Annotated in this window: 16 protein-coding genes and 1 pseudogene; 8 read left to right on the top strand and 9 right to left on the bottom strand. The window is 72.5% G+C overall.

The genetic code is table 11. The annotated features are described in order from the left end of the window. Positions 1-11 precede the first annotated feature (11 nt). The 3 genes from abc-f to ACGFIW_RS30900 all read right to left on the bottom strand — a co-directional run bounded on the left by abc-f (position 12) and on the right by ACGFIW_RS30900 (position 4191). Positions 12-1649 carry a ribosomal protection-like ABC-F family protein gene (gene abc-f, locus ACGFIW_RS30910; RefSeq protein ID WP_393323249.1) on the bottom strand — a complete coding sequence of 546 codons (1638 nt, stop codon included), beginning with the start codon at positions 1647-1649 and terminating at the stop codon, positions 12-14. Between the two features lie 269 nt (positions 1650-1918). Next, a complete protein-coding gene (locus ACGFIW_RS30905) occupies positions 1919-2608 on the bottom strand; it encodes a response regulator (RefSeq protein ID WP_393323247.1) in 690 nt (229 codons plus the stop codon). Then, positions 2605-4191, bottom strand: a complete 1587-nt coding sequence (locus tag ACGFIW_RS30900) for an ATP-binding protein (protein ID WP_393323245.1) — start codon at positions 4189-4191, stop codon at positions 2605-2607. Before ACGFIW_RS30900 ends, ACGFIW_RS30905 begins: the two co-directional genes overlap by 4 nt. A gap of 100 nt (positions 4192-4291) precedes the next feature. On the opposite strand from ACGFIW_RS30900, the gene ACGFIW_RS30895 reads away from it, so the two are divergent. Continuing rightward, entirely contained in the window at positions 4292-5671 is a 1380-nt protein-coding gene (locus ACGFIW_RS30895; protein WP_393323242.1) for a cation:dicarboxylate symporter family transporter, read from the top strand. Between the two features lie 9 nt (positions 5672-5680). Continuing rightward, positions 5681-5890: pseudogene (locus ACGFIW_RS30890) on the top strand (TilS substrate-binding domain-containing protein); the annotation flags it as partial. Positions 5891-6161: 271 nt separating this feature from the next. Here the strand turns inward: ACGFIW_RS30890 and ACGFIW_RS30885 are convergent. Next, a complete protein-coding gene (locus tag ACGFIW_RS30885) occupies positions 6162-6584 on the bottom strand; it encodes a hypothetical protein (protein WP_393323239.1) in 423 nt (140 codons plus the stop codon). A gap of 144 nt (positions 6585-6728) precedes the next feature. Between ACGFIW_RS30885 and ACGFIW_RS30880 the strand changes: the two genes are divergently transcribed. Continuing rightward, a complete protein-coding gene (locus ACGFIW_RS30880) occupies positions 6729-8555 on the top strand; it encodes an RICIN domain-containing protein (protein WP_393323237.1) in 1827 nt (608 codons plus the stop codon). 25 nt (positions 8556-8580) lie between these two features. On the opposite strand, the gene ACGFIW_RS30875 is transcribed toward ACGFIW_RS30880, so the two are convergent. Next, entirely contained in the window at positions 8581-9453 is an 873-nt protein-coding gene (locus tag ACGFIW_RS30875; protein ID WP_393323234.1) for a DUF4231 domain-containing protein, read from the bottom strand. A 164-nt stretch (positions 9454-9617) separates the two neighbouring features. Here ACGFIW_RS30875 and ACGFIW_RS30870 point away from each other — a divergent pair, with 164 nt between their 5' ends. Beyond that, a complete protein-coding gene (locus ACGFIW_RS30870) occupies positions 9618-11786 on the top strand; it encodes an FUSC family protein (RefSeq protein WP_393323231.1) in 2169 nt (722 codons plus the stop codon). A gap of 11 nt (positions 11787-11797) precedes the next feature. On the opposite strand, the gene ACGFIW_RS30865 is transcribed toward ACGFIW_RS30870, so the two are convergent. Then, positions 11798-11923: a hypothetical protein gene (locus tag ACGFIW_RS30865; RefSeq protein WP_393323228.1), complete on the bottom strand. Its 126-nt coding sequence runs from the start codon at positions 11921-11923 to the stop codon at positions 11798-11800. Between the two features lie 153 nt (positions 11924-12076). Here ACGFIW_RS30865 and ACGFIW_RS30860 point away from each other — a divergent pair, with 153 nt between their 5' ends. Beyond that, entirely contained in the window at positions 12077-13114 is a 1038-nt protein-coding gene (locus tag ACGFIW_RS30860) for an aminotransferase class V-fold PLP-dependent enzyme (RefSeq protein WP_393323225.1), read from the top strand. 38 nt (positions 13115-13152) lie between these two features. On the opposite strand, the gene ACGFIW_RS30855 is transcribed toward ACGFIW_RS30860, so the two are convergent. Together ACGFIW_RS30855 and ACGFIW_RS30850 are read right to left on the bottom strand one after the other, a co-directional pair. Next, positions 13153-13668 carry a peptidoglycan-binding protein gene (locus tag ACGFIW_RS30855; RefSeq protein WP_393323223.1) on the bottom strand — a complete coding sequence of 172 codons (516 nt, stop codon included), beginning with the start codon at positions 13666-13668 and terminating at the stop codon, positions 13153-13155. Positions 13669-13755: 87 nt separating this feature from the next. Next, positions 13756-14928: an acyl-CoA dehydrogenase family protein gene (locus tag ACGFIW_RS30850; protein WP_393323220.1), complete on the bottom strand. Its 1173-nt coding sequence runs from the start codon at positions 14926-14928 to the stop codon at positions 13756-13758. Between the two features lie 97 nt (positions 14929-15025). Between ACGFIW_RS30850 and ACGFIW_RS30845 the strand changes: the two genes are divergently transcribed. The 3 genes from ACGFIW_RS30845 to ACGFIW_RS30835 all read left to right on the top strand — a co-directional run bounded on the left by ACGFIW_RS30845 (position 15026) and on the right by ACGFIW_RS30835 (position 18377). Continuing rightward, positions 15026-15682: a TetR/AcrR family transcriptional regulator C-terminal domain-containing protein gene (locus ACGFIW_RS30845; RefSeq protein WP_393323217.1), complete on the top strand. Its 657-nt coding sequence runs from the start codon at positions 15026-15028 to the stop codon at positions 15680-15682. Positions 15683-15786: 104 nt separating this feature from the next. After that, a complete protein-coding gene (locus tag ACGFIW_RS30840) occupies positions 15787-17241 on the top strand; it encodes an aldehyde dehydrogenase family protein (protein WP_393323215.1) in 1455 nt (484 codons plus the stop codon). Then, positions 17238-18377, top strand: a complete 1140-nt coding sequence (locus ACGFIW_RS30835; RefSeq protein WP_393323212.1) for an alcohol dehydrogenase catalytic domain-containing protein — start codon at positions 17238-17240, stop codon at positions 18375-18377. The genes ACGFIW_RS30840 and ACGFIW_RS30835 overlap by 4 nt, the downstream gene beginning before the upstream one ends. Positions 18378-18416: 39 nt before the next feature. On the opposite strand, the gene ACGFIW_RS30830 is transcribed toward ACGFIW_RS30835, so the two are convergent. After that, positions 18417-19154, bottom strand: coding sequence for a phosphotransferase family protein (locus ACGFIW_RS30830; RefSeq protein ID WP_393323209.1), 738 nt, complete (start codon positions 19152-19154; stop codon positions 18417-18419). Between the last annotated feature and the right edge of the window lie 40 nt (positions 19155-19194).

Raw genomic sequence — 19194 nt, 5'->3', positions numbered from 1 at the left:
GACGGCCGGGCTCAGGCCCCGTCGGGCGCCCCGATCTCCCGTAGTTGCCCGTCGGCCAGCCGCAACCAGCGCCGCACGCCGATCTCGGCCAGGAACCGTTCGTCGTGGCTGACCACGACAAACGCACCCTGGTACGCGGACAGCGCGCTCTCCAGTTGGGCGACGCTGACCAGGTCCAGGTTGTTTGTCGGCTCGTCGAGCAGCAGCAGTTGCGGGGCCGGTTCGGCGCAGAGCACACACGCCAGGGTGGCGCGCAGCCGCTCGCCGCCGGAGAGCACCCCGACGGGCAGGTTCACCCGGTTGCCCCGGAACAGGAACCGGGCGAGCAGGTTCATCCGTTTGGCGTCGGGCAGGCTCGGCGCGTACGCGGCGAAGTTCTCCGCCACCGTGCGGTCGAGGTCCAGCAGGTCCAGCCGCTGCGACAGGTACGCGATCCGCCCGTCGCCGCGCTTCAGCTCGCCGCCGGACGGTTGCAGGTCGCCGTTGACCAGGCGCAGCAGGGTCGACTTGCCGACGCCGTTCGCCCCGGTGAGCGCGATCCGCTCCGGCCCCCGGATCACCAGGTCGGCACCGTCGCCGCCGAACAACTCCCGGTCGTCGAAGCGGGCCCGCATGCCCTGGCCGGAGAAGACCGTGCGCCCACCGGGGACTGTGGTGTCCGGCAGGTCCACGACGATCCGGTCCTCCTCACGGACCGCCCGGCCGGCCTCGTCGAGCCGGGCCCTGGCCTGGCCGAGCCGGTTGGAGTGCGTCTCCTGCGCCCGGCCCGCCGACTCCTGCGCGCTGCGCTTCAGCCCACCGGCGACGATCCGGGCCAGGCCGGCGTTCTTCAGGTTCTTCGAGGCGTTGCTGGCCCGCCGGTCGGCACGCTCCCGGGCCTGCTGCATCTCCCGCTTCTCCCGCTTGACCTCCTGCTCGGCGTTGCGCAGGTTGCTCTCGGCCACGTCCCGTGCCGCCTGCACCGCCTCGGTGTACGCGGTGAAGTTGCCCCCGTACCAGCGGATCTCGCCCTGCTCCAGCTCGGCGATGCGGTCCATCCGGTCCAACAGTTCCCGGTCGTGGCTGACCAGCAGCAGGCACCCGGACCAGTCGGTCAGCACGTCGTACAGCTTGTGCCGGGCCTCCAGGTCCAGGTTGTTCGTCGGCTCGTCGAGCAGCAGCACGTCCGGGCGGCGCAGCAGTTGCGCCGCCAGGCCGAGGGACACCACCTGGCCGCCGCTGAGGGTGTGCAGCCGCCGGTCGAGCGACAGCTCACCCAGGCCGAGGCGGTCCAGCTCGGAGCGGGTGCGCTCCTCGATGTCCCAGTCGTCGCCGATGGTGGCGAAGTGCTCCTCGCCGGCGTCGCCCGCCTCGATGGCGTGCAGCGCCGCGATCCGCTCGGCGACGCCCAGCACCTGCGCCACGGTCAGGTCGCCGACCAGCGGCAGGGTCTGCGGGAGGTAGCCGAGCAGGCCGTCGACGGTGACGCTGCCACCGCTGGGCGTCAGCTCCCCGGCGATCAACCGCAGCAGGGTGCTCTTACCGGCCCCGTTGGGCGCGACCAGGCCGGTGCGACCGCCCGGGACGGTGAGGGACAGCTCCGAGAAGACCGGGGTGTCATCCGGCCAGGAGAAGGACAGGTTCGAGCAGACGATGAAAGCGTCAGACATGCGAGTGACCTCAGAGGGTGGGGTGGGCGCGCCTCAGCCGCCCGACGACACGGGACCGGTGGAACGACGGCATGGCCACGGCGGCTGCGCGGACGCGCGCCGAACCGCTGGCCGAACATGTCCGGTCTCACCCGGAGATGTCGTCGTCACCCGCCATGTCTGGTCTCCCCAGTCGTACCGCTAACCCAACCCGGTGAGTCTAACAACGGATCTCCGCCCCGCCACCGGGTTCCCGTCCCCCGCCACCGCTGCTGCGATGGGCGTCCCGTTCAGCGGGGGCGGTATTCGACTTCCGGGCGGCCGGGGGTGCCGTAGCGGGGGCTGCGGGCGGCCCGGTCGACGGTGACCAGATACTCCAGGTAGCGGCGGGCGGTCACCCGGGAGATGCCGGTCGCCGCGCTCACCTCGGTCGCGGACAGTCCCACCTGTGGGTCGGTCCGGTCGGCCAGCGCCACGCGTACCCGATCGAGGGTCTGCGCGTCGAGGCCCTTGGGCAGGCTGTGCCCGGCGGTGCCGCGCAGGGTGGCGAACATCTGGTCCACCTCGTGCTGGGCGGCCACCTCGCCGTCGGCGCGGGCCTGCGCGCGGTAGTCGGCGTAGCGTTCCAGCTTGTCGCGGAACGCCGCGAACGTGAACGGTTTGAGCAGGTAGTGGGTCACCCCGAGGGACACCGCGGTGCGCACCACCGCCAGGTCCCGGGCGCTCGTCACCGCCAGCACGTCGACGTCGCTGCCGGCGGCCCGCAGCGCCCGGCACACGTCCAGGCCGTGCAGGTCGGGCAGCCGAAAATCCAGGAGTACGAGGTCCACGTCGCCGCCCGCGCGCAGCGCCGCCATCGCCGCCCGCGCGGTGTGCGCCACCCCGACCACCACAAAACCGGGAACCCGTTCGGTGTACGCGCAGTGCGCCTCGGCGAGCAGCGGCTCGTCCTCCACGACCAGCACGCGGATGTTGGTCATCGGTGCTCACCTCCGTTCGGCAGGCGGACGGTGAAGAGGCTGCCGCCGTCGTCCGAGCGGCCCACCTCGTAGCTGCCGCCGTGCCGGCGGACCACCTGCCCGACAAGTGCCAGGCCGAGGCCCCGGCCGGTGCTCTTGGTGGACCAGCCGCGCCGGAACGCGTCGGCCACCCGCTCCGGGGCCAGCCCGGGGCCACTGTCGGCGACCCGGATCACCAACTCGTCCTCGATCGTGCCGACGAGGACCCGCACCCGGCGGGGCGCGGACGTGCCGGCCACCGCCTCCAGGGCGTTGTCGACCAGGTTGCCGACCACGGTGAGCAGGTCGCCGGTCGGCAGTGGGCTGTCGTCGAGGCGGCAGTCCGGCTCGACGACCAGGTCGACGCCGCGCTCGCTGGCCTGCGCCGACTTGCCGAGCAGCAGCGCGGCCAGGGCCGGTTCGGTGACCGCGCCGACCACCCGGTCGGTCAACTGTTGGGCGAGGGCCAGGTCCCGGGTGCCGAGCCGGACGGCCTCGTCGGCGCGGCCCAACTCCACGAGCGTCAGCACGGTGTGCAGCCGGTTGGCCGACTCGTGGGTCTGCGCCTGCAACGCCTCGGTCAGCGCACGCACCGAGTCCAGCTCACTGGCCAGGGTGCGCAGCTCGGTCTGGTCGCGCAGGGTCAACACGGTGCCGAGCACCGCGCCCTCGAAACGGGTGGTCCGCTGGTTGGCGACGAGCACCCGGTCACCGGCGAGGACTGGTTCGTCGCGGGCGTCGCGCCCGGAGCCGAGCAACTCGGCCACCGCGGGCGGCAGGTCGATCCCGGCGACCGGCCTGTCGATCACCGGCGCGTCCACGTCGAGCCCCACCAGCCGGCGACCCTCGTCGTTGATCAACGCGACCCGCCGGTCGGTGGTCAGCACCACGAGACCCTCACGCACCGAGTGCAGGACCGCGTCGTAGTACTCGTACATCCGGGTCATCTGTGCCGGGCCGAGACCGTGCGTCTGGCGGCGCAACCGGCGGCTGAGCAGCCAGGAGCCGGTTGCCGCGAGCGCCAGGGCCGGCGCGGCGACACCGAACAGCACCGGCAACTGGCCGAGCAGCTTGCGGTTGATCGCCCTGGTGGTGATGCCCACCGACACCAGGCCGATGATGCGCCGCCGCTCGTCGTACACCGGGACCACCGCCCGCACCGACTCGCCGAGGGTGCCGACGTTCGTGGTGGTGAACGCGTGGCCCGCGAGGGCGGGCCCGATGTCACCGACGAACGGCTCGCCGATCCGCTCCCGGGTGGGGTGGGAGAACCGGGTGCGGTCGGGGGCCATCACCACCACGAAGTCGGTGCCCGTCGCCTGCCGGGTCGATTCGGCGTACGGCTGGAGGATCCTCGCGGGGTCGGCGGTCGTGAGGGCCGCGCGGACGTCGGGGGAGCCGGCCACGGTCTGTGCCACCGCGAGCACCTCCTCCTGCGCGGCCTGGCGGGAGTCGCTGCGGGCCAGCCAGACGGCGCCGGCCGCACCGGCCAGCACGAGCAGCGTCACCACCACCGCCTGGAGGGCGAAGAGTTGCCCCGCGATGCTCCACTGACGTCGGGCCACCTCCACCACCTCCTCGTCGCGTCGCCGCCGCTGTCGGGTGCGCGGTGAACAGAATGACCGCAAGGCTGTCAACGGGTGAGACACGGTTCACATTGTCGACATGGACACCACCGCACCCACCACCTCACCGGCACCGGCGGTCCGCCGGGACCGTACCCGTTACCTGTACCTCGCCGTCATCGTGGCCGTGCTCGCCGGCATCGTGGTTGGCCTGGTGGCCCCCGATTTCGGCAAGGAACTCAAGCCGATCGGCACCGGCTTCGTCAACCTGATCAAGATGATGATCAGCCCGGTCATCTTCTGCACCATCGTGCTCGGCGTCGGGTCCGTCCGGCAGGCCGCGAAGGTCGGCAAGGTCGGCGGGCTCGCCCTCGGCTACTTCCTCACCATGTCGACAGTCGCCCTCGCCATCGGCCTGGTCGTCGGCAACCTCATCCACCCCGGCTCCGGCCTGAACCTCGGTGCGGACCTCGCGGGCGCGGGCAAGGCCGCCGCCGGCGACGAGGCCGGGAGTACGACGGAGTTCCTGCTCGGGATCATCCCGACCACGATGCTCTCCGCGCTCACCGAGGGCGAGGTGCTCCAGACACTGCTGGTGGCCCTGCTCGTCGGCTTCGCCGTGCAGGCCATGGGCCGGCGCGGCGAACCGGTGCTCGGCGCGATCACCGTCATCCAGCGGGTGGTGTTCAAGGTCCTCGCCATGATCATGTGGCTGGCGCCGATCGGTGCGTTCGGTGCCATGGCCGCCGTGGTCGGCGCGACAGGCGTGGACGCGCTCAAGAGCCTCGCCCAGATCATGCTGGGCTTCTACGCGACCTGCCTGATCTTCGTGCTGGTGTTCCTCGGCGCGCTGCTCTGGTTCGTGGCCCGGATCTCGATCTTCTCGCTGCTGCGCTACCTCGGCCGGGAGTTCCTGCTGATCCTGTCGACCTCGTCGTCGGAGTCGGCGCTGCCGCGGCTGATCGCGAAGATGGAACACTTCGGGGTGAGCAAGCCGGTCGTCGGCATCACGGTGCCGACCGGATACTCGTTCAACCTGGACGGCACGGCGATCTACCTGACCATGGCGTCGCTGTTCATCGCGGACGCCCTGGGCAACCCGCTCTCCATCGGCGAGCAGGTGTCGCTGCTGCTGTTCATGATCATCGCGTCGAAGGGTGCGGCGGGCGTGACCGGCGCGGGCATCGCGACCCTGGCCGGCGGCCTCCAGTCGCACCGGCCCGACCTGGTCGACGGGGTCGGCCTGATCGTGGGCATCGACCGGTTCATGTCGGAGGCCCGCGCGCTTACCAACTTCGCCGGCAACGCCGTGGCGACCGTGCTGGTGGGCACGTGGACAGGTGAGTTCGACCGGGACCGGGCGGTCGGCGTGCTGCGCGGCGACGACCCGTTCGACGAGGCCACCATGCTCGACGAGCACGACGACGAGTCGCCGGCACGCCCCGACGAGGCAACCACGCCGGCCGGCGTCCCCGCCTGACCGTCCACGCTGGCCGGTCCGGCCCCCGCGGTGCGTGGCCGGGTGCTGCACGCCTGGGCGCGTGAGCTGGGTGCCTCGCCGGGAGCGCTGTCGCACCGGCACGTCAACGCCCTGGACGCCCTGGTCACCGACTGGCACGGTCAGGGCCCGACCGATCTGCCCGGGGGTTTTCGGGTGCTCCGCCGCGGCGGCCGACTGTCGCCGCTGAACCCCGGCTGATTCGCCACCGGTCGACGCCTCGACCGCGTCCCGCCGAGGACCCGCCCCATCGCCCTGCGGGCCCCCTTTGCTCTGCACCCGCCGATGCGCCAGTTACGGACCGTGCGCGGTGCGCGGGCGGGTGCAGAGCAAAGGCGGCGCGGGTGGTGCATCGGTCGGCCGCCTGCCCGGGTCATCCGGCGGTACGAGCCGGTGCCGAGGGCCTCAGTCGCTGTGTGCCCGGTCCCGGAAAATGGTCCGGCGGTTGCCGCGGCCGAGGCGTCGGCCCACGTCAGTTCGTTGCTCTGAGGACCGCCGCACAGAACTCGGCTGGTGGCAGGTATTCGTGAGCGGCGACGTAGTGGAGCAGGAGCTGAGGTGCGGCGTACGCGACGCCTTCGCCCTCGACCTGGAACTCGGCGCTCCCGCGGGCGATCAGGCCCTGCCGAATGGCGTCCATGGCGTCCTCGCCCATGTCCCGGACGCAGATCTCGCAGTAGTGGTAGCCACGTGTCTGGCGGACCGGCACCGTGGCCAGTTTCGTCAGCGCAGGAACCAACCCGTCCGGGGGAGCGCCGGTCGGCAACGGATGCGAGGCGTCCAGCCAGCCGACGTTGAGTAGCGGCAGGTCCGGCCACGGCTCGTCGGCTAACCCTGGCTCGTCCTCATGCCGCTTCAGGTACGTGTATGGCGTCAGGTCCGCGAAATAGGTCACGAGCCATACGTACCATCATCTTTAGACCTTGAGTCGTACCGCTCGACGGCACATGACATGGCGGGCCACCCGAGCGCTGCCGCACTTGACAGGCGATGTGTGAGCGTTAACATCGACAACCACCACTGTCTTCCGGGAGGTCCGATGACGCTCGTCCTCGCGCGTTCCACCGCACGTCGGATGGCCGGGCTCACGGCTCTGGTCGTGCTGCTCGCCGTCGGCCTCACCGTCATCTCCCCGAAGCCGGCCATGGCGTGGGACAACGGCACGGCGGACACCCCGCCGATGGGGTGGAACAGCTACGACTCGTTCAACTGGCGGGTCACCGAGGCGGACGTACGGGCCAACGCCGACTACATGCGCGACAACCTGCGCCAGCACGGCTGGCAGTACGTCGTCATCGACTGGGCCTGGTACTACCCGGGCCAGCACAACAACAGCCCCAACCAGGACGCCAACCTGAATCCCCGGCTGCGGATGGACGCCAACGGGCGGCTGCTGCCGGACACCACGCGGTTCCCCTCGGCGGCGGGCGGCAACGGGTTCAAGCCTCTCGCCGACTACGTGCACGCGCAGGGGCTGAAGTTCGGCGTCCACCTGATGCGCGGCATCCCCCGGCAGGCGGTCGCCGACAACGTGCCGATCCTCGGCACCAACTGCCGAGCCAACCAGATCAACAACACCACCACCGCGGCCTGGCTCAACCTGATGTGGGGCCTGAACATGTCCAACGCCTGCGCGCAGGCGTACCTGGACTCGGTCTTCCAGCTCCTGGCCGGCTGGGGTGTCGACTACGTGAAGGTCGACGACATCGCGGCCCCGACGTACCGGCAGGCCGAGGTCGAGGGTTACCGGACCGCGATCCAGCACAGCGGCCGGCCGATGGTGCTGAGCCTGTCGCCGGGCGCGACACCGCTGGCCAGCGGCCCGCACGTGCGGGACAACGCGCACATGTGGCGCATCGTCAACGACCTGTGGGACAACTGGTCGTCGCTCGACGCGCTCTTCGACCAGTTGCGCAACTGGACGCCGTACCGGACGACGGGTGCCTGGCCCGATCCGGACATGATCCCGATCGGGCGGCTGTCGAAGTACGGGCCGGTCGGCGCACCCCGCTACTCCGCGCTCACCGCCGACGAGCAGCGCACGCTCATGACCCTGTGGGCGATCAACCGGGCGCCGCTGATGTGGGGCGGCAACCTGGTCGAGAACCGCGCCGCCGAGCTGGCGTTGATGACCAACGCGGCGGTGCTCGCCGTCGACCAGAACAGCGCCAACAACCGCCAGCTCGTCGGCGGCACCCGGCAGGTGTGGACCGCCGACGTCCCAAGCAGCGACCACCGGTACGTGGCGCTGTTCAACCGGGAGAGCGCCACCGCCAACGTCTCGGTGAACCTGGCCGACCTGGGCATCGGCTCGGCCATCGTGACCGACCTGTGGTCCGGCGCCAACCTCGGCACCGTCACCGGCACGCTCACCCGCTCCCTCCCCGCCCACGGGAGTGGCCTGTATCGGCTGGCGCCGCAGACCACCGTCCCCACGCCGACCACCGACACGGTGGCCGCGCGGCACAGCGGCAAGCTTCTCGACGTCTCCAACGCGTCCACGGCGGACGGTGCCAACATCGTGCAGTGGGCCGCGAACGGGCAGGCCAACCAGCGGTGGCGGATCCAGGACGCCGGCGGCGGCTACTCCACGGTGACAAGCGTCAGCAGCGGCAAGTGCCTCGACGTGAATGGCGGCGCGAGTGCCACCGGCGACGGCGTCCGGGTCATCCAGTGGGCCTGCAACGGCGGCACCAACCAACAGTGGCGTGTCGAGGACCTCGGCACCGGCTATGTCCGGTTCGTCGCCCGCCACAGCGGAAAGTGCCTGAGCGTGCTGAACGCCGCCACCGCGGACGGTGCGCAGGCCGTGCAGTGGACCTGCGGCACCGGCACCAACCAGCAGTGGCGACGCACCAGCGTGTAGGCAGCCGCATGCCGCCGTGGGACATTCAGCGGCGGCGCGCCCGCCACATCGTGTGCTCGCGGGAGATCGCGGTCTCCGTATCGTTGACGAACTGCGACAACTGGGCCTCCGAGGTGATCCGGCTGGCGAGTGACCCCATGGCGGCGAGCTCCTGGCTGGCCAGGGCGTAGGCGGTCGCCACCGCGGAGTGTTGCCGCGTCTGCGTCCAGGCCGCGCCGGCCGCGACCGCGGCGGCGGCCACTCCGAGCAGGTCGACGTCGGTGAACCCGGCGACCCTCGACATCGCCAGGGCCAGCCCCACCAACTCCAGGACCAGCATGGTGACCGCCCACCGCGTCGCCCGGGCGCGGTTCGACAACGACCGCTCGGCGTACCAGACCCGCTGGGTCTCCAGGCGACCGTTCACGTACGACTCCCGGCGCTCGGCGAGGGAGGTGGCCCGTACGGTTCGCATCCCCTCCGTGATCTGCTGCCCGGCCAGGGCGGGCGCCGCCAGCCCGGCCCCGGACATGTCCCTGGTCAGGCCCAACAGCCGGCCGGTGAATTCCTCGACGCACTCGGAGTCGCCGCGGGAGCGGGGAAACGGATCGGCTGCCGTCGCGAATCGCCACGTCAGCGACTTGATGGACTCGGAGAGCGCCCTCCCGACGTACCACCGCTCGTCGGGACGGTTGGTGAGCAGGAAGACCTCCACGATCGAGGTGGCGGCGAAGGCGCCCACCGCGATGGCCGGGCCCAGCGCCAAGCTGTCGAGCTTCCAGGTGCCGACCCCCGCCAACGCGGCCAGCAGGAGCAGCGACAGCCGCAGGGCGATGAGGGACGTGAACACGCGTTGCCCGCGTAGCGACTCAGTGGACACGGCCCGCTGGAAGGGCGGAAAGTCCTCGGCATTCAGCATGGCGTCGACCTCCCGAGGAGAACCTTCCCCAAACATAGAGGGTGGTGTCTACGGCGGGATGGCCCTCGTGGCGGTGATTCGCCGCGAAACCCGCCACCACCGGCCCGCCGGGGGCGAGAATGGTTGGTCGGGGAGGGGTGCCGCGACGATCCGGGGGAGCAGGCGTGCCCGCAACCAGCCTGCTTGGCCGGCTCCGCCGCCGTGACCCGGGGGGTGCCGCCCTGCGGCGGGCGGCACGGCTGACCCTCGTCGCCTCCGTCGTCTTCTACGGCTGCCGCTACGGCGCGGGCAGCTCGGTCCTGGCCACCTACGGCCTGTTCGGCACGATCGCCGCCGGGTCGTTCGCGCAGTTGCCCGGTCCGGCGCCGCAACGGGCACGGGTCCTCGTCACGGCACTGCCGGCGATCTGGGCGCTGATCGCCGCGGGCTCGTTGTTGGCGTGGAGCACCTGGTCGGCCGCCAGCGGGATGCTGGTCATCGGGTTCGTCGTGGCGTTCGCCGGGGTGGGCAACCCACGCCTGGTGGGGTTGGCCAGCGCGTTCCAACTCTTCTACATCCTGGCGTCCTTTCCGCCCTACCAGCCGGGCACCCTGCCGGAGCGACTCGGCGGCGTCACGCTCGCCATCGTGCTGCTCGCCGCGGCGGAGGTACTGCTCTGGCCCGATCCGGTGCCGGTCTCCTACCGCCAGTTGCTCACCCGGGCGGCGGACGGCGTCGGGGCCTTCCTCGACGCCACCGCCGACGCCCTGACCGACAGGAACGCCGGTCACGGTGCTCCGGAGCGGCGGCGCACGCGGGCGTACGACATGGTGGCCCCGCTCGGGCTGGGCCGCAACCCACCGGAACTGTCGCCCACCGCGGCGGGCGCCCAGGACCGGGCGCTGCGGATCTCGGCGGCGGCGCTGCGGGAGGTGCTCGCCGGGGCGGACCGGCTCGCGAGGGACGCCCCGCCGGAACCGATCCCGGATCTGGCGGCGGCGCGGCTGCTGCGTGTCTGCGCCGACACGACCCGGGCCGCCGGCCACAGCCTGGCACCGGGGGCACCTCCGGTCGACCTCGGGAGCCTGGACGCCGCGATCCGCACGGCCGAGGCCGCGTACCCGGTGGGGCGCGGCGGCGGCGCGGCGGACGTGCCCCGGATGTGCCGGGACGCGACCGCGCTGGCCCTCGCCGACCAGGTGCGGGTCTTCGCCGTCGGCGCCCGGGTCGCCGCCGGGGCACGGCCCGCCGTGGGCGATGCCTACCCCACGCTCTTCGAGTACGCGCGACACCGCCCGTGGACGCTGTACTGGCGACAGTTCCGCGCTCACCTGGCACCGCGCTCCGCCCACCTGCACAGCGCGCTGCGACTGGCCGTGGCGCTGTCGGTCGCCCGGGTGGGCGCCGGGCTGCTGCAACTCCACCACGGTTTCTGGGTGCTCCTGGCGACGCTCACGGTCCTGCGGACCTCGGCCGCCGACACGCGTACCGCGTTGCGGCCCGCCGTGCTGGGCACCATCGCGGGCGTCGTCGTCAGTGGCCTGCCGGTGCTCCTCGTCGAGGAGCCCGTCGTGTACGCCGTCGTGCTGCCGGTCACGCTGCTGCTGGCGTTCGGTGTCGGTCGGCTGCTGGGCCCGGTGTGGCAGCAGGCGCTGTTCACCCTGCTGCTGACTGTCGTCTTCAGCCAGCTCAGCCCCGAGGGTTGGCGGCTCGCCGCGGCACGTCTGGTCGACGTCGGACTCGGCGCGGTGATCGGCGTGCTCGCCGGCGTCGCCATGTGGCCGCGCGGCGCGAGCCACGACCTGCGCCACAACGCCGCCCGCTACCTGACGGCCAGCGGCGACGCGGTCCAGCAGACCGTGGAGGCGGTCCTCGGCGACGCGCCGCCGCCCGAGGACGACCTCGACCGCGTCCGCCGGCGGATGGTCCTTGTCGACTCGTCGTACTGCCAGTACCACTCCGAGCGCCACGACCCCCGACACGCGGGCGTGAACTGGGATGCCACCCTGGTCGCTGGGCAGCACGTGGTGCCCGGCGCCGAGTCGCTGCTGCGCCGCAACCCGCCCGGCTGCCTCGCCGGCTGGCCGGCTGCGGCGGTCCTGCTGCGCGACGCGGCCGGGCAACTGCGGTCGGCGTACGACGACCTGGCCGGCGAGGTGGCGCACGGCCGGGCCTCCGGCCCGGTGCCCGCTGCGACCGACTGTGTCGACGAGGTGGACCGGATCCGTCCGTTGCTCGGCACGGTCGACGCGGCGGCGGTGCGGCACCTGGTGGAGGTCGACAGGTGGCTCGCCGGCCTCGCCGACAGCCTGGCCCGGATCCACCCGCCTCCCGGCTCCGCGGGGCGGCCGTGAGCCGGCCCTGGTCAGGGGATGACGGGTAGGCCGCTGTGGTCGAGGTGCTCGAACTGGCTGTGGACCCAGAGGATGCGGCCGTCGGGGCGTACCACCTTGCGGAGGTCGGCGATGGTGACGTCCTGGGATCGCAGCACGACGTGCGGCGTCCGGAGGACGGCGCCCTCGGCGTGGACGGGAGACGCCGGTGCGTGGGGGGCCCGTTCCGCAACCGCGCACACGCAGCTCAGAGGCCGCCGATCGCCGATTGGCCGTGCCCGTTCGACGATGCCCCGCCTAGCGTCGACGGCATGGAGTTCGAGCAGGCGCAGCAGTTGTGGAAGCCGGAGCCCGGCTGGTTGAACACCGCCTCCTACGGGTTGCCGCCCGAGCCGGTCTGGACGGCGTTGCAGGAGGCCCTGGCCGACTGGCGGGTCGGCCGGACATCGTGGGAGGGCTGGGGCGAGTCGGTGCAACGGTCCCGTGCGGCGTTCGCCGACCTGATCGGGGTGCCGGCCGGTGACGTCGCGGTCGGCGCGGCCGTGTCGCAGATCCTCGCGCCGGTCGCGGCCGCCCTGCCGGACGGGGCGACGGTGGTGGTCCCCGAGGTCGAGTTCACCTCGAACCTGTTCCCCTGGCTGGTGCAGGAGGAACGCGGCGTCAAGGTGCGCACGGTGCCGCTGGACGACCTGGTCGACGCCATCGACGCCGACACCGACGTGGTCGCGTTCAGCCTGGCGCAGTCGGCCGACGGGGCGGTGGCGGCGTACGACGAGATCGTGGCCGCGGCCCGCGCACACGACGCGTTGGTGGTGGTGGACGCGACCCAGGCGTGCGGCTGGCTGCCGTTCGACGGGAGCCGGGCCGACGTGGTGGCGGTGGGCGGTTACAAGTGGCTGATGAATCCGCGCGGCACGGCGTACGCCTATCTGGCCCCGGCGTTGCGTGAGCGGCTGCGCCCGGACGCGGCCGGCTGGTACGCGGGCCGCGACCCGCACGCCTCGTACTACGGTCTGCCGTTGCGGTTGGCCGACGACGCCCGCCGGTTCGACATCTCGCCGGCCTGGTTCAGCTGGGTCGGCGCGGCGCCCGCCCTGGAGGTGGTCGCCGAGATCGGTGTGCCGGCGATCGGGGCGCACAACGTGGCGCTGGCCAACCGGTTCCTGACCGGGTTGGGCCGGCCACCGGGGGAGAGCGCCATCGTCAGCGTGGACGTGCCCGGTGCCGAGCAGCGCCTCGCGGCGGCCGGGATCCGCGCGGCGGTACGCGCCGGACGGGTCCGTGCCTCCTTCCACGTCTACTCCACCGAGGCCGACGTGGACGCCGCGTTGACCGCGTTGACCGGATAGGCCGGCCGCGCCCGTTGCGGGGCACGGCCGGCCGGTGGTCAGGAGCAGATGCTGAAGCTGGCGTCCGTGTACGAGAGGGGCTGCCACTCCAGGTCAGGCCCGAGGCTCATGTCCCACCTGCCGTCCGCGAGCCGCCCGAAGTAGACGAAGTTGCTGCCCAGCCCGTCGTAGTAGAACCAACCCTCGTACGTGGTGAGGCGGGTTGCCGCCGTGGCGAAGGTCCGGGGACCGACGACGCCGTCGCTGACGAGACCTCGGTCGGTCTGCCACCGCCTGGTCGCGGCCGTCGTCGCCGGCCCGAACCGGCAGTCGACGCCGGAGGCGGCGAGGTAGCCGTCGGCCACCAGGATCTTCTGCCACATGGCGACGACATTGCTGTACGAGCGGGTCGACGCGGAGATCGGGCCCTCGTCGCCCCAGTCGTCCGTCCAGGTGCCCGAGCCCGTGACGTAGCCCTGGCTGACGTTGGCCGACGCCGGCGCGGCCGGGATGGCGACGGCGCCGACCGTGGCGGCGACCATCGCCATCGCGACGGCCTTGATTCGTAGGTGCATGAGCATCCCCCTGTGGCTGATGGGCAGCTGTCATGGGGGTAGATGGTCGGCGGACCCACTTGGTTCACGATGGGCTGACATCCGTTCTCAGGCCAGGTGGCCGCCGATCTTCGTGTACCCGCGCAGCAGATCGCGGGAGATGATCAGCCGTTGCATCTCGTCGGTGCCCTCGAAGATCCGGTATAGCCGGACCTGCCGGTACCAGCGCTCGATGGGCAACTCCCGGGTGTAGCCCATGCCGCCGTGGATCTGGAGCACCCGGTCGACCACCCGGTTGACCATGCCGGCGCCGTAGAGCTTGCCCATCGACGACGCGTGCCGGGGGTCCATGCCCTGGTCGACGGTCCACGCCGAGCGCAGCACCAGCCAGCGGGCCGCCTCCAGCTCGGTCTCCGAGTCGGCGATCATCCACTGGATGGCCTGGTTGGTGCCGATCTTCGTACCGAAGGTCTCCCGGGTGTTGGCGTAGTCGATGGCCATCTGCAGGACCCGCTCGGCGATGCCGATGGCGTGTGACGGGATGGTGTAGCGGCCCTTGCCGATCCACTCCATGCCCAGCGTGAAGCCCTGCCCGATCTCGCCGAGGATGTTGCGGTGCGGCACGCGGACGCCGTCGAAGATGAGCGAGGCGGGCCCGCCCTCGCCCATGGTCTGGATGAACTCCGAGCGCCACCCCATCGACCGGTCCACCAGGAACGCGGTCGCCCCACCCTTGCGGGCGCCCTTCTCCCGGTCGGTCACCGCGACCACGATGGCGAAGTCGGCGTCGTGGCCGCCGGTGATGAACGTCTTCTCGCCGTCGAGGACCCAGTCGTCGCCGTCGCGCCGGGCCGAGAGCCGGATGTTCGCGGCGTCCGAGCCGGCTCCGGGCTCGGTGATCGCGAAGCAGGAGCGCCGTTCGCCCTCGATGGTCGGGATGAGGAACTCCCGCTTCTGCTCCTCGGTGGCGTGGAACAGGATGTTGTCCGCCTCGCCGCCGAAGCGGAACGGCACGAAGGTGTGCCCCAGCTCCGTCCAGATCAACGACTGGAGCACCGCGGGCAGATTCATCCCGCCGTACTCTTCGGGGGTGGCCAGGCCCCAGAAGCCGAACGTGCGCGCCTTGAGTTGCAGCTCGCGCACCTCGGAGTGGTCCAGGCCCGGCTGGTGCGCCCGCTCCCGCCGGAGCACCTCCGCCTCCAACGGCATCACCTCACGGCGGATGAACGATCGGACGGTGTCCCGTACCGCCCGCTCCTCGTCGGTCAGCGAAAAGTCCACGTGGTCCTCCTGGCGTCGGCGCGGCCGGTCACCCTTAAACTAGCGGTGCAAGTTTTGTCACGTCCAGACCTGATGGCCGAGACCCGTGAGGAGCGCAGTGCCCCGACCCCGCCAGCCCCGGCTGACCCGGCAGCTGATCGTCGAGACGGCCACCGCGCTCATCGACGCCGAGGGCCTGCCCGCCTTCTCCACCCGGCGGCTCGCCGCCCAGTTGGGCGTGCGCGGGCCGTCGCTCTACAACCACTTCGCCACCAAGGACGAGATCCTCGACGCGGTCGCCGACACCGTCACCGGCGCCGTCGACACCAGCGGCTTCGCCAGCCGGGACTGGGCCGCCGCGCTGCGCGACTGGGCCTGGTCGTACCGGCGGGCGCTCACCGCCCACCCGAACATCGTGCCGTACCTGGCGCAGGGGCCCGGTCGTCGGCCGGCCGCACTGGCCATGGCCGACGCGGTCTACGGCGGGCTGGTCCGCGCCGGCTGGCCGCCGGCCCGCGCCACCCACATCGGCGCCGCGCTGCGCTACTTCGTGGCCGGGTCGGCGCTCGGCTCGTTCGCCCGCGGCTTCGTCGAGGACCCGGAGTTGTACGCGGCGCACTACCCGCACCTGCGGCAGGCGCACCGGCTCGCCGAGCACCAGCAGAGCGTGGACGAGGGCGCCTTCGCCCTCGGCCTGGACGCGCTGCTGCACGGTCTTGCCGCCGAGTACGCCCGCACCGTCGACCCGGTGGAGTCCGCCCGGCCCAGCGGGTAGCGTCCAAACTCCCAGCGCTAGTTTCATCGTCCGCCGCGACTCCGTCGCCATCGCCCGCCGCGACCCCGTCCCCACCGCCGGTCGCCCACCCCCGAAGGGACGCCATGGACCTCGCCGCCCCGCCGTCGCAGTTGCCCGACACCCTGCGCCTCCGGCACCACCTGCACGTCGGCGGCGAGTGGACCTCTCCCGCCGGCACCGACGTGATCGACGTGGAGAATCCGAGCACCGGCGCGTCGATCGGGCAGGTGCCCGCCGGCACGGCGGCCGACGTGGACCGCGCCGTCGCCGCGGCGCGGGCCGCCTTCCCCGGCTGGGCGGCCACCGCCCCCGGCGAGCGCGCCGCCCACCTCGACCGGTTGCACGCCGCACTCTCCGCACGCGCCGACGACCTCGTCCGCACCATCGCCGTGGAGCTGGGCTCGCCGCTCAAACTCGCCACCCGCGTACAGGTCGGGCTGCCGTTGACAGTCCTGCGCGACCACGTCGCGCTCGCCGCCCGCCCACCGGCCCAGGAGAGCATCGGCAACTCCCTCGTCGTCCGCGAGCCGATCGGGGTGGTCGGCGCGATCACCCCGTGGAACTATCCGCTGCACCAGGTGCTGGCGAAGCTGGCACCCGCCCTGGCCGCCGGCTGCACGGTGGTGCTCAAACCCAGCGAGCTGACGCCGCTGACCGCGTACCTGCTCTTCGACGCGGTCGCCGAGGCCGGGTTGCCGCCCGGGGTGCTCAACCTGGTCCCCGGCACCGGGCCGGTGGCGGGCGAGGCCCTGGTCGGGCACCCCGACGTCGACCTGGTCTCGTTCACCGGCTCCACCGCCACCGGCGCACGGATCATGCGACTCGCCGCCGACCGGATCGCCCGGGTCGCCCTGGAGTTGGGTGGCAAGTCCGCAAACGTGATCCTCCCCGACGCCGACCTGGGCACCGCGGTCAAGGTGGGTGTCGGCAACGCCCTGCTCAACTCCGGGCAGACCTGCACGGCGTGGACCCGGATGCTGGTGCACCGCGACCGGTACGACGAGGCACTCGACCTGGTCGCCACCGCGGTGGCCGGCTACCGGCTCGGCGATCCGTTCGACCCGGCCACCCGGCTCGGGCCGCTGGTCTCCGCGGCTCAGGCCGACCGGGTGCGTGGCCACGTCGACCGGGCACTGGCCGACGGCGCCCGGCTGGTCGCCGGCGGCCCGGACGCCCCGGTGCCGGCCCGGGGGCACTTCGTCGCCCCGACCGTCTTCGCCGACGTGCATCCGGACAGTGCGCTCGCCCAGGAGGAGGTCTTCGGCCCGGTGCTCGCCGTTCTCCCGTTCGGCGACACCGACGAGGCGGTCGCGATCGCCAACAACTCGCGGTACGGGCTGGCCGGCGCGGTCTGGTCCGCCGACACCGACGCGGCGCTCGCGGTGGCCCGGCGGATGCGCACCGGCGCGGTCGACATCAACGGCGCCCCGTTCAATCCGCTCGCCCCGTTCGGCGGCTACAAGCAGTCCGGCCTGGGCCGGGAGTTGGGCGTGCACGGGCTCGCCGAGTTCTGCGAGCTGAAGGCGATCCAGCGATGAGCGGCACCGAGCCGGCCCCGGCGGGCGGCCGCGAGCCGGCCCCGGCCGCGCCGCCGGTCACCGTCCGCGCGCTTGTCGCGCGCGGGGTCGGTGCCGAGTTGCGAATCGAGCGGGTACGCCTGCCCGCGCCCGGCCCCGGCGAGGTGCGGGTGACGATCCGTGCCGCCGGCGTCTGCCACTCCGACCTGTCCATGGTGAACGGCACGATCGCCGCGCGGTTCCCGCTGGTGCTCGGGCACGAGGCGACCGGCGTGGTGGCCGAGGCCGGGCCGGGCAGCCGGCTGCGGGTCGGCACCGAGGTGGTGTTGAACTGGGCGCCGGCCTGCCGGGCCTGCTGGTGGTGCCGCAACGGCGAGCCGTGGCTCTGCGCCGACACCACCGCCCCGACGATGCCACGCGGCGAAACCGACGACGGCACTCCGCTGCACCTGACCCTCGGCCTCGGTGCGCTCGCCGAGGCGGTGGTGGTGCCCGAGACCGCCGTCATCCCGATCCCCGCCGGCCTGCCCTCGGAGCGGGCCGCGTTGCTCGGCTGCGCGGTGCTCACCGGTGTCGGCGCGGTCCACCACACGGCCCGGGTCGCACCCGGCCAGTCGGTTGCGGTGATCGGGCTCGGCGGGGTCGGGCTCGCCGTGCTCAGCGCAGCCCGCCGGGCCGGTGCCACGACGATCCTGGCCGTTGACGTCGCCGAGGCCAAGCGGGAGCTGGCGCTCGCCGCCGGGGCGACCGACTTCCTGCTCTCCGACGACCGGCTCTCCAAGGAGGCACGGGCACGTACCGAGAGTCGGGGTGTCGACCACGCCTTCGAGTGCGTCGGACGGGCCACCACCATCCGGGCGGCCTGGCGACTGACCCGGCGTGGGGGAACGGTGACAGTGGTCGGCATGGGCGCCAAGGACGACATGGTCAGCCTCGGCGCGCTGGACATCTTCCACTCCGCCCGCACCCTGCGGTCCTCGGTGTACGGCTCGTCCGACCCGGACCGGGAGGTGCCCGTGCTGGCCGCCGAACTGGCCGACGGTGTGCTGGACCTGGGCGTGCTGGTCAGCGGCACGGTTCCGTTGGACGAGGCGCCCACGGCGTTCGACCGGCTGGCCCGGGGTGAGGGGGCCCGCTGGGTGGTCACTCTGGACTGAGCCGAGGGGGTCGGCCGCGCTGGCGCGCCCTGACGTCCGTCACAGCCGGGATTTCAGCACGTCGACCTCGCAGCCCGGCGCGAACGGGTCGAAGCCGTGCGTGACGAGCCAGCGGACCACAACCAGGCTGCGCAGCGACCACCACCCGCGGATCACGTCGAGGTCGACGTCGGCGCGGTAACCGGCGAGGAGGTCGCCGAGGCGTTCCTCGTGTCCGAGCGTCAGGGTGGCGAGGTCGAAGTGGGCGTCGCCCCGGCCCGCCTCGGACCAGTCGAGCACCCCGGTGACCTCGTCACCGTCGACGAAGATGTGGGTGATCTGCAGGTCGCCGTGCGTGAAGACAGGTGTCCACGGCCGGAGCGCCGCCTCGGCGATCTGGCGGTTGCGGGTGACCAGGTCGGTGGGGAGCACGCCGTTGCTGACGAGCCACTCGCACTCGGCGTCGACCCGGGCGGCGACCTCGTCGAGGCTTTGACCGGGCCAGGGCGGCAGCGGCGCGTCGTGCAGCGTCCGGACGGCCGCGCCCGCCGCGGCCCAGGCCGCTGGCGACGCGGTCGAGGGTTCGCCGAGGCGACCGAGCGCCGTGCCGGGCAGGGCGGCGAGCGCGAGCACGGGCGGCCTGTGCCAGAGGACCTCGGGGGTCGGGACCGGCGCCAGCGTCATCGCCTCGACCTCGATGTCGGTACGCCCCGGGTCGGCGTCGATCTTCAGGAACACGTCGCCGACGCGCAGGGTCGCGCGTTCCCGGTGGGCGACGACGACTTCGACCTCCGACACATCGGCAATTGTCGCGCCCCGACCATCGGCAGCCCAGCGG

This window comes from Micromonospora sp. NPDC048935 (genome assembly GCF_043197875.1).
Taxonomy (GTDB): domain Bacteria; phylum Actinomycetota; class Actinomycetes; order Mycobacteriales; family Micromonosporaceae; genus Micromonospora.
Note: the sequence above shows the minus strand (reverse complement) of the source record. Positions and strands in the feature narration are given on the sequence as shown.

Bases quoted from the DNA above. Each gene is read 5' to 3' on its own strand.
- abc-f (WP_393323249.1), bottom strand. From the start codon at position 1,649: ATGTCTGACGCTTTCATCGTCTGCTCGAACCTGTCCTTCTCCTGGCCG.
- ACGFIW_RS30905 (WP_393323247.1), bottom strand. From the start codon at position 2,608: ATGACCAACATCCGCGTGCTGGTCGTGGAGGACGAGCCGCTGCTCGCC.
- ACGFIW_RS30895 (WP_393323242.1), top strand. From the start codon at position 4,292: ATGGACACCACCGCACCCACCACCTCACCGGCACCGGCGGTCCGCCGG.
- ACGFIW_RS30880 (WP_393323237.1), top strand. From the start codon at position 6,729: ATGACGCTCGTCCTCGCGCGTTCCACCGCACGTCGGATGGCCGGGCTC.
- ACGFIW_RS30875 (WP_393323234.1), bottom strand. From the start codon at position 9,453: ATGCTGAATGCCGAGGACTTTCCGCCCTTCCAGCGGGCCGTGTCCACT.
- ACGFIW_RS30860 (WP_393323225.1), top strand. From the start codon at position 12,077: ATGGAGTTCGAGCAGGCGCAGCAGTTGTGGAAGCCGGAGCCCGGCTGG.
- ACGFIW_RS30855 (WP_393323223.1), bottom strand. From the start codon at position 13,668: ATGCACCTACGAATCAAGGCCGTCGCGATGGCGATGGTCGCCGCCACG.
- ACGFIW_RS30840 (WP_393323215.1), top strand. From the start codon at position 15,787: ATGGACCTCGCCGCCCCGCCGTCGCAGTTGCCCGACACCCTGCGCCTC.
- ACGFIW_RS30835 (WP_393323212.1), top strand. From the start codon at position 17,238: ATGAGCGGCACCGAGCCGGCCCCGGCGGGCGGCCGCGAGCCGGCCCCG.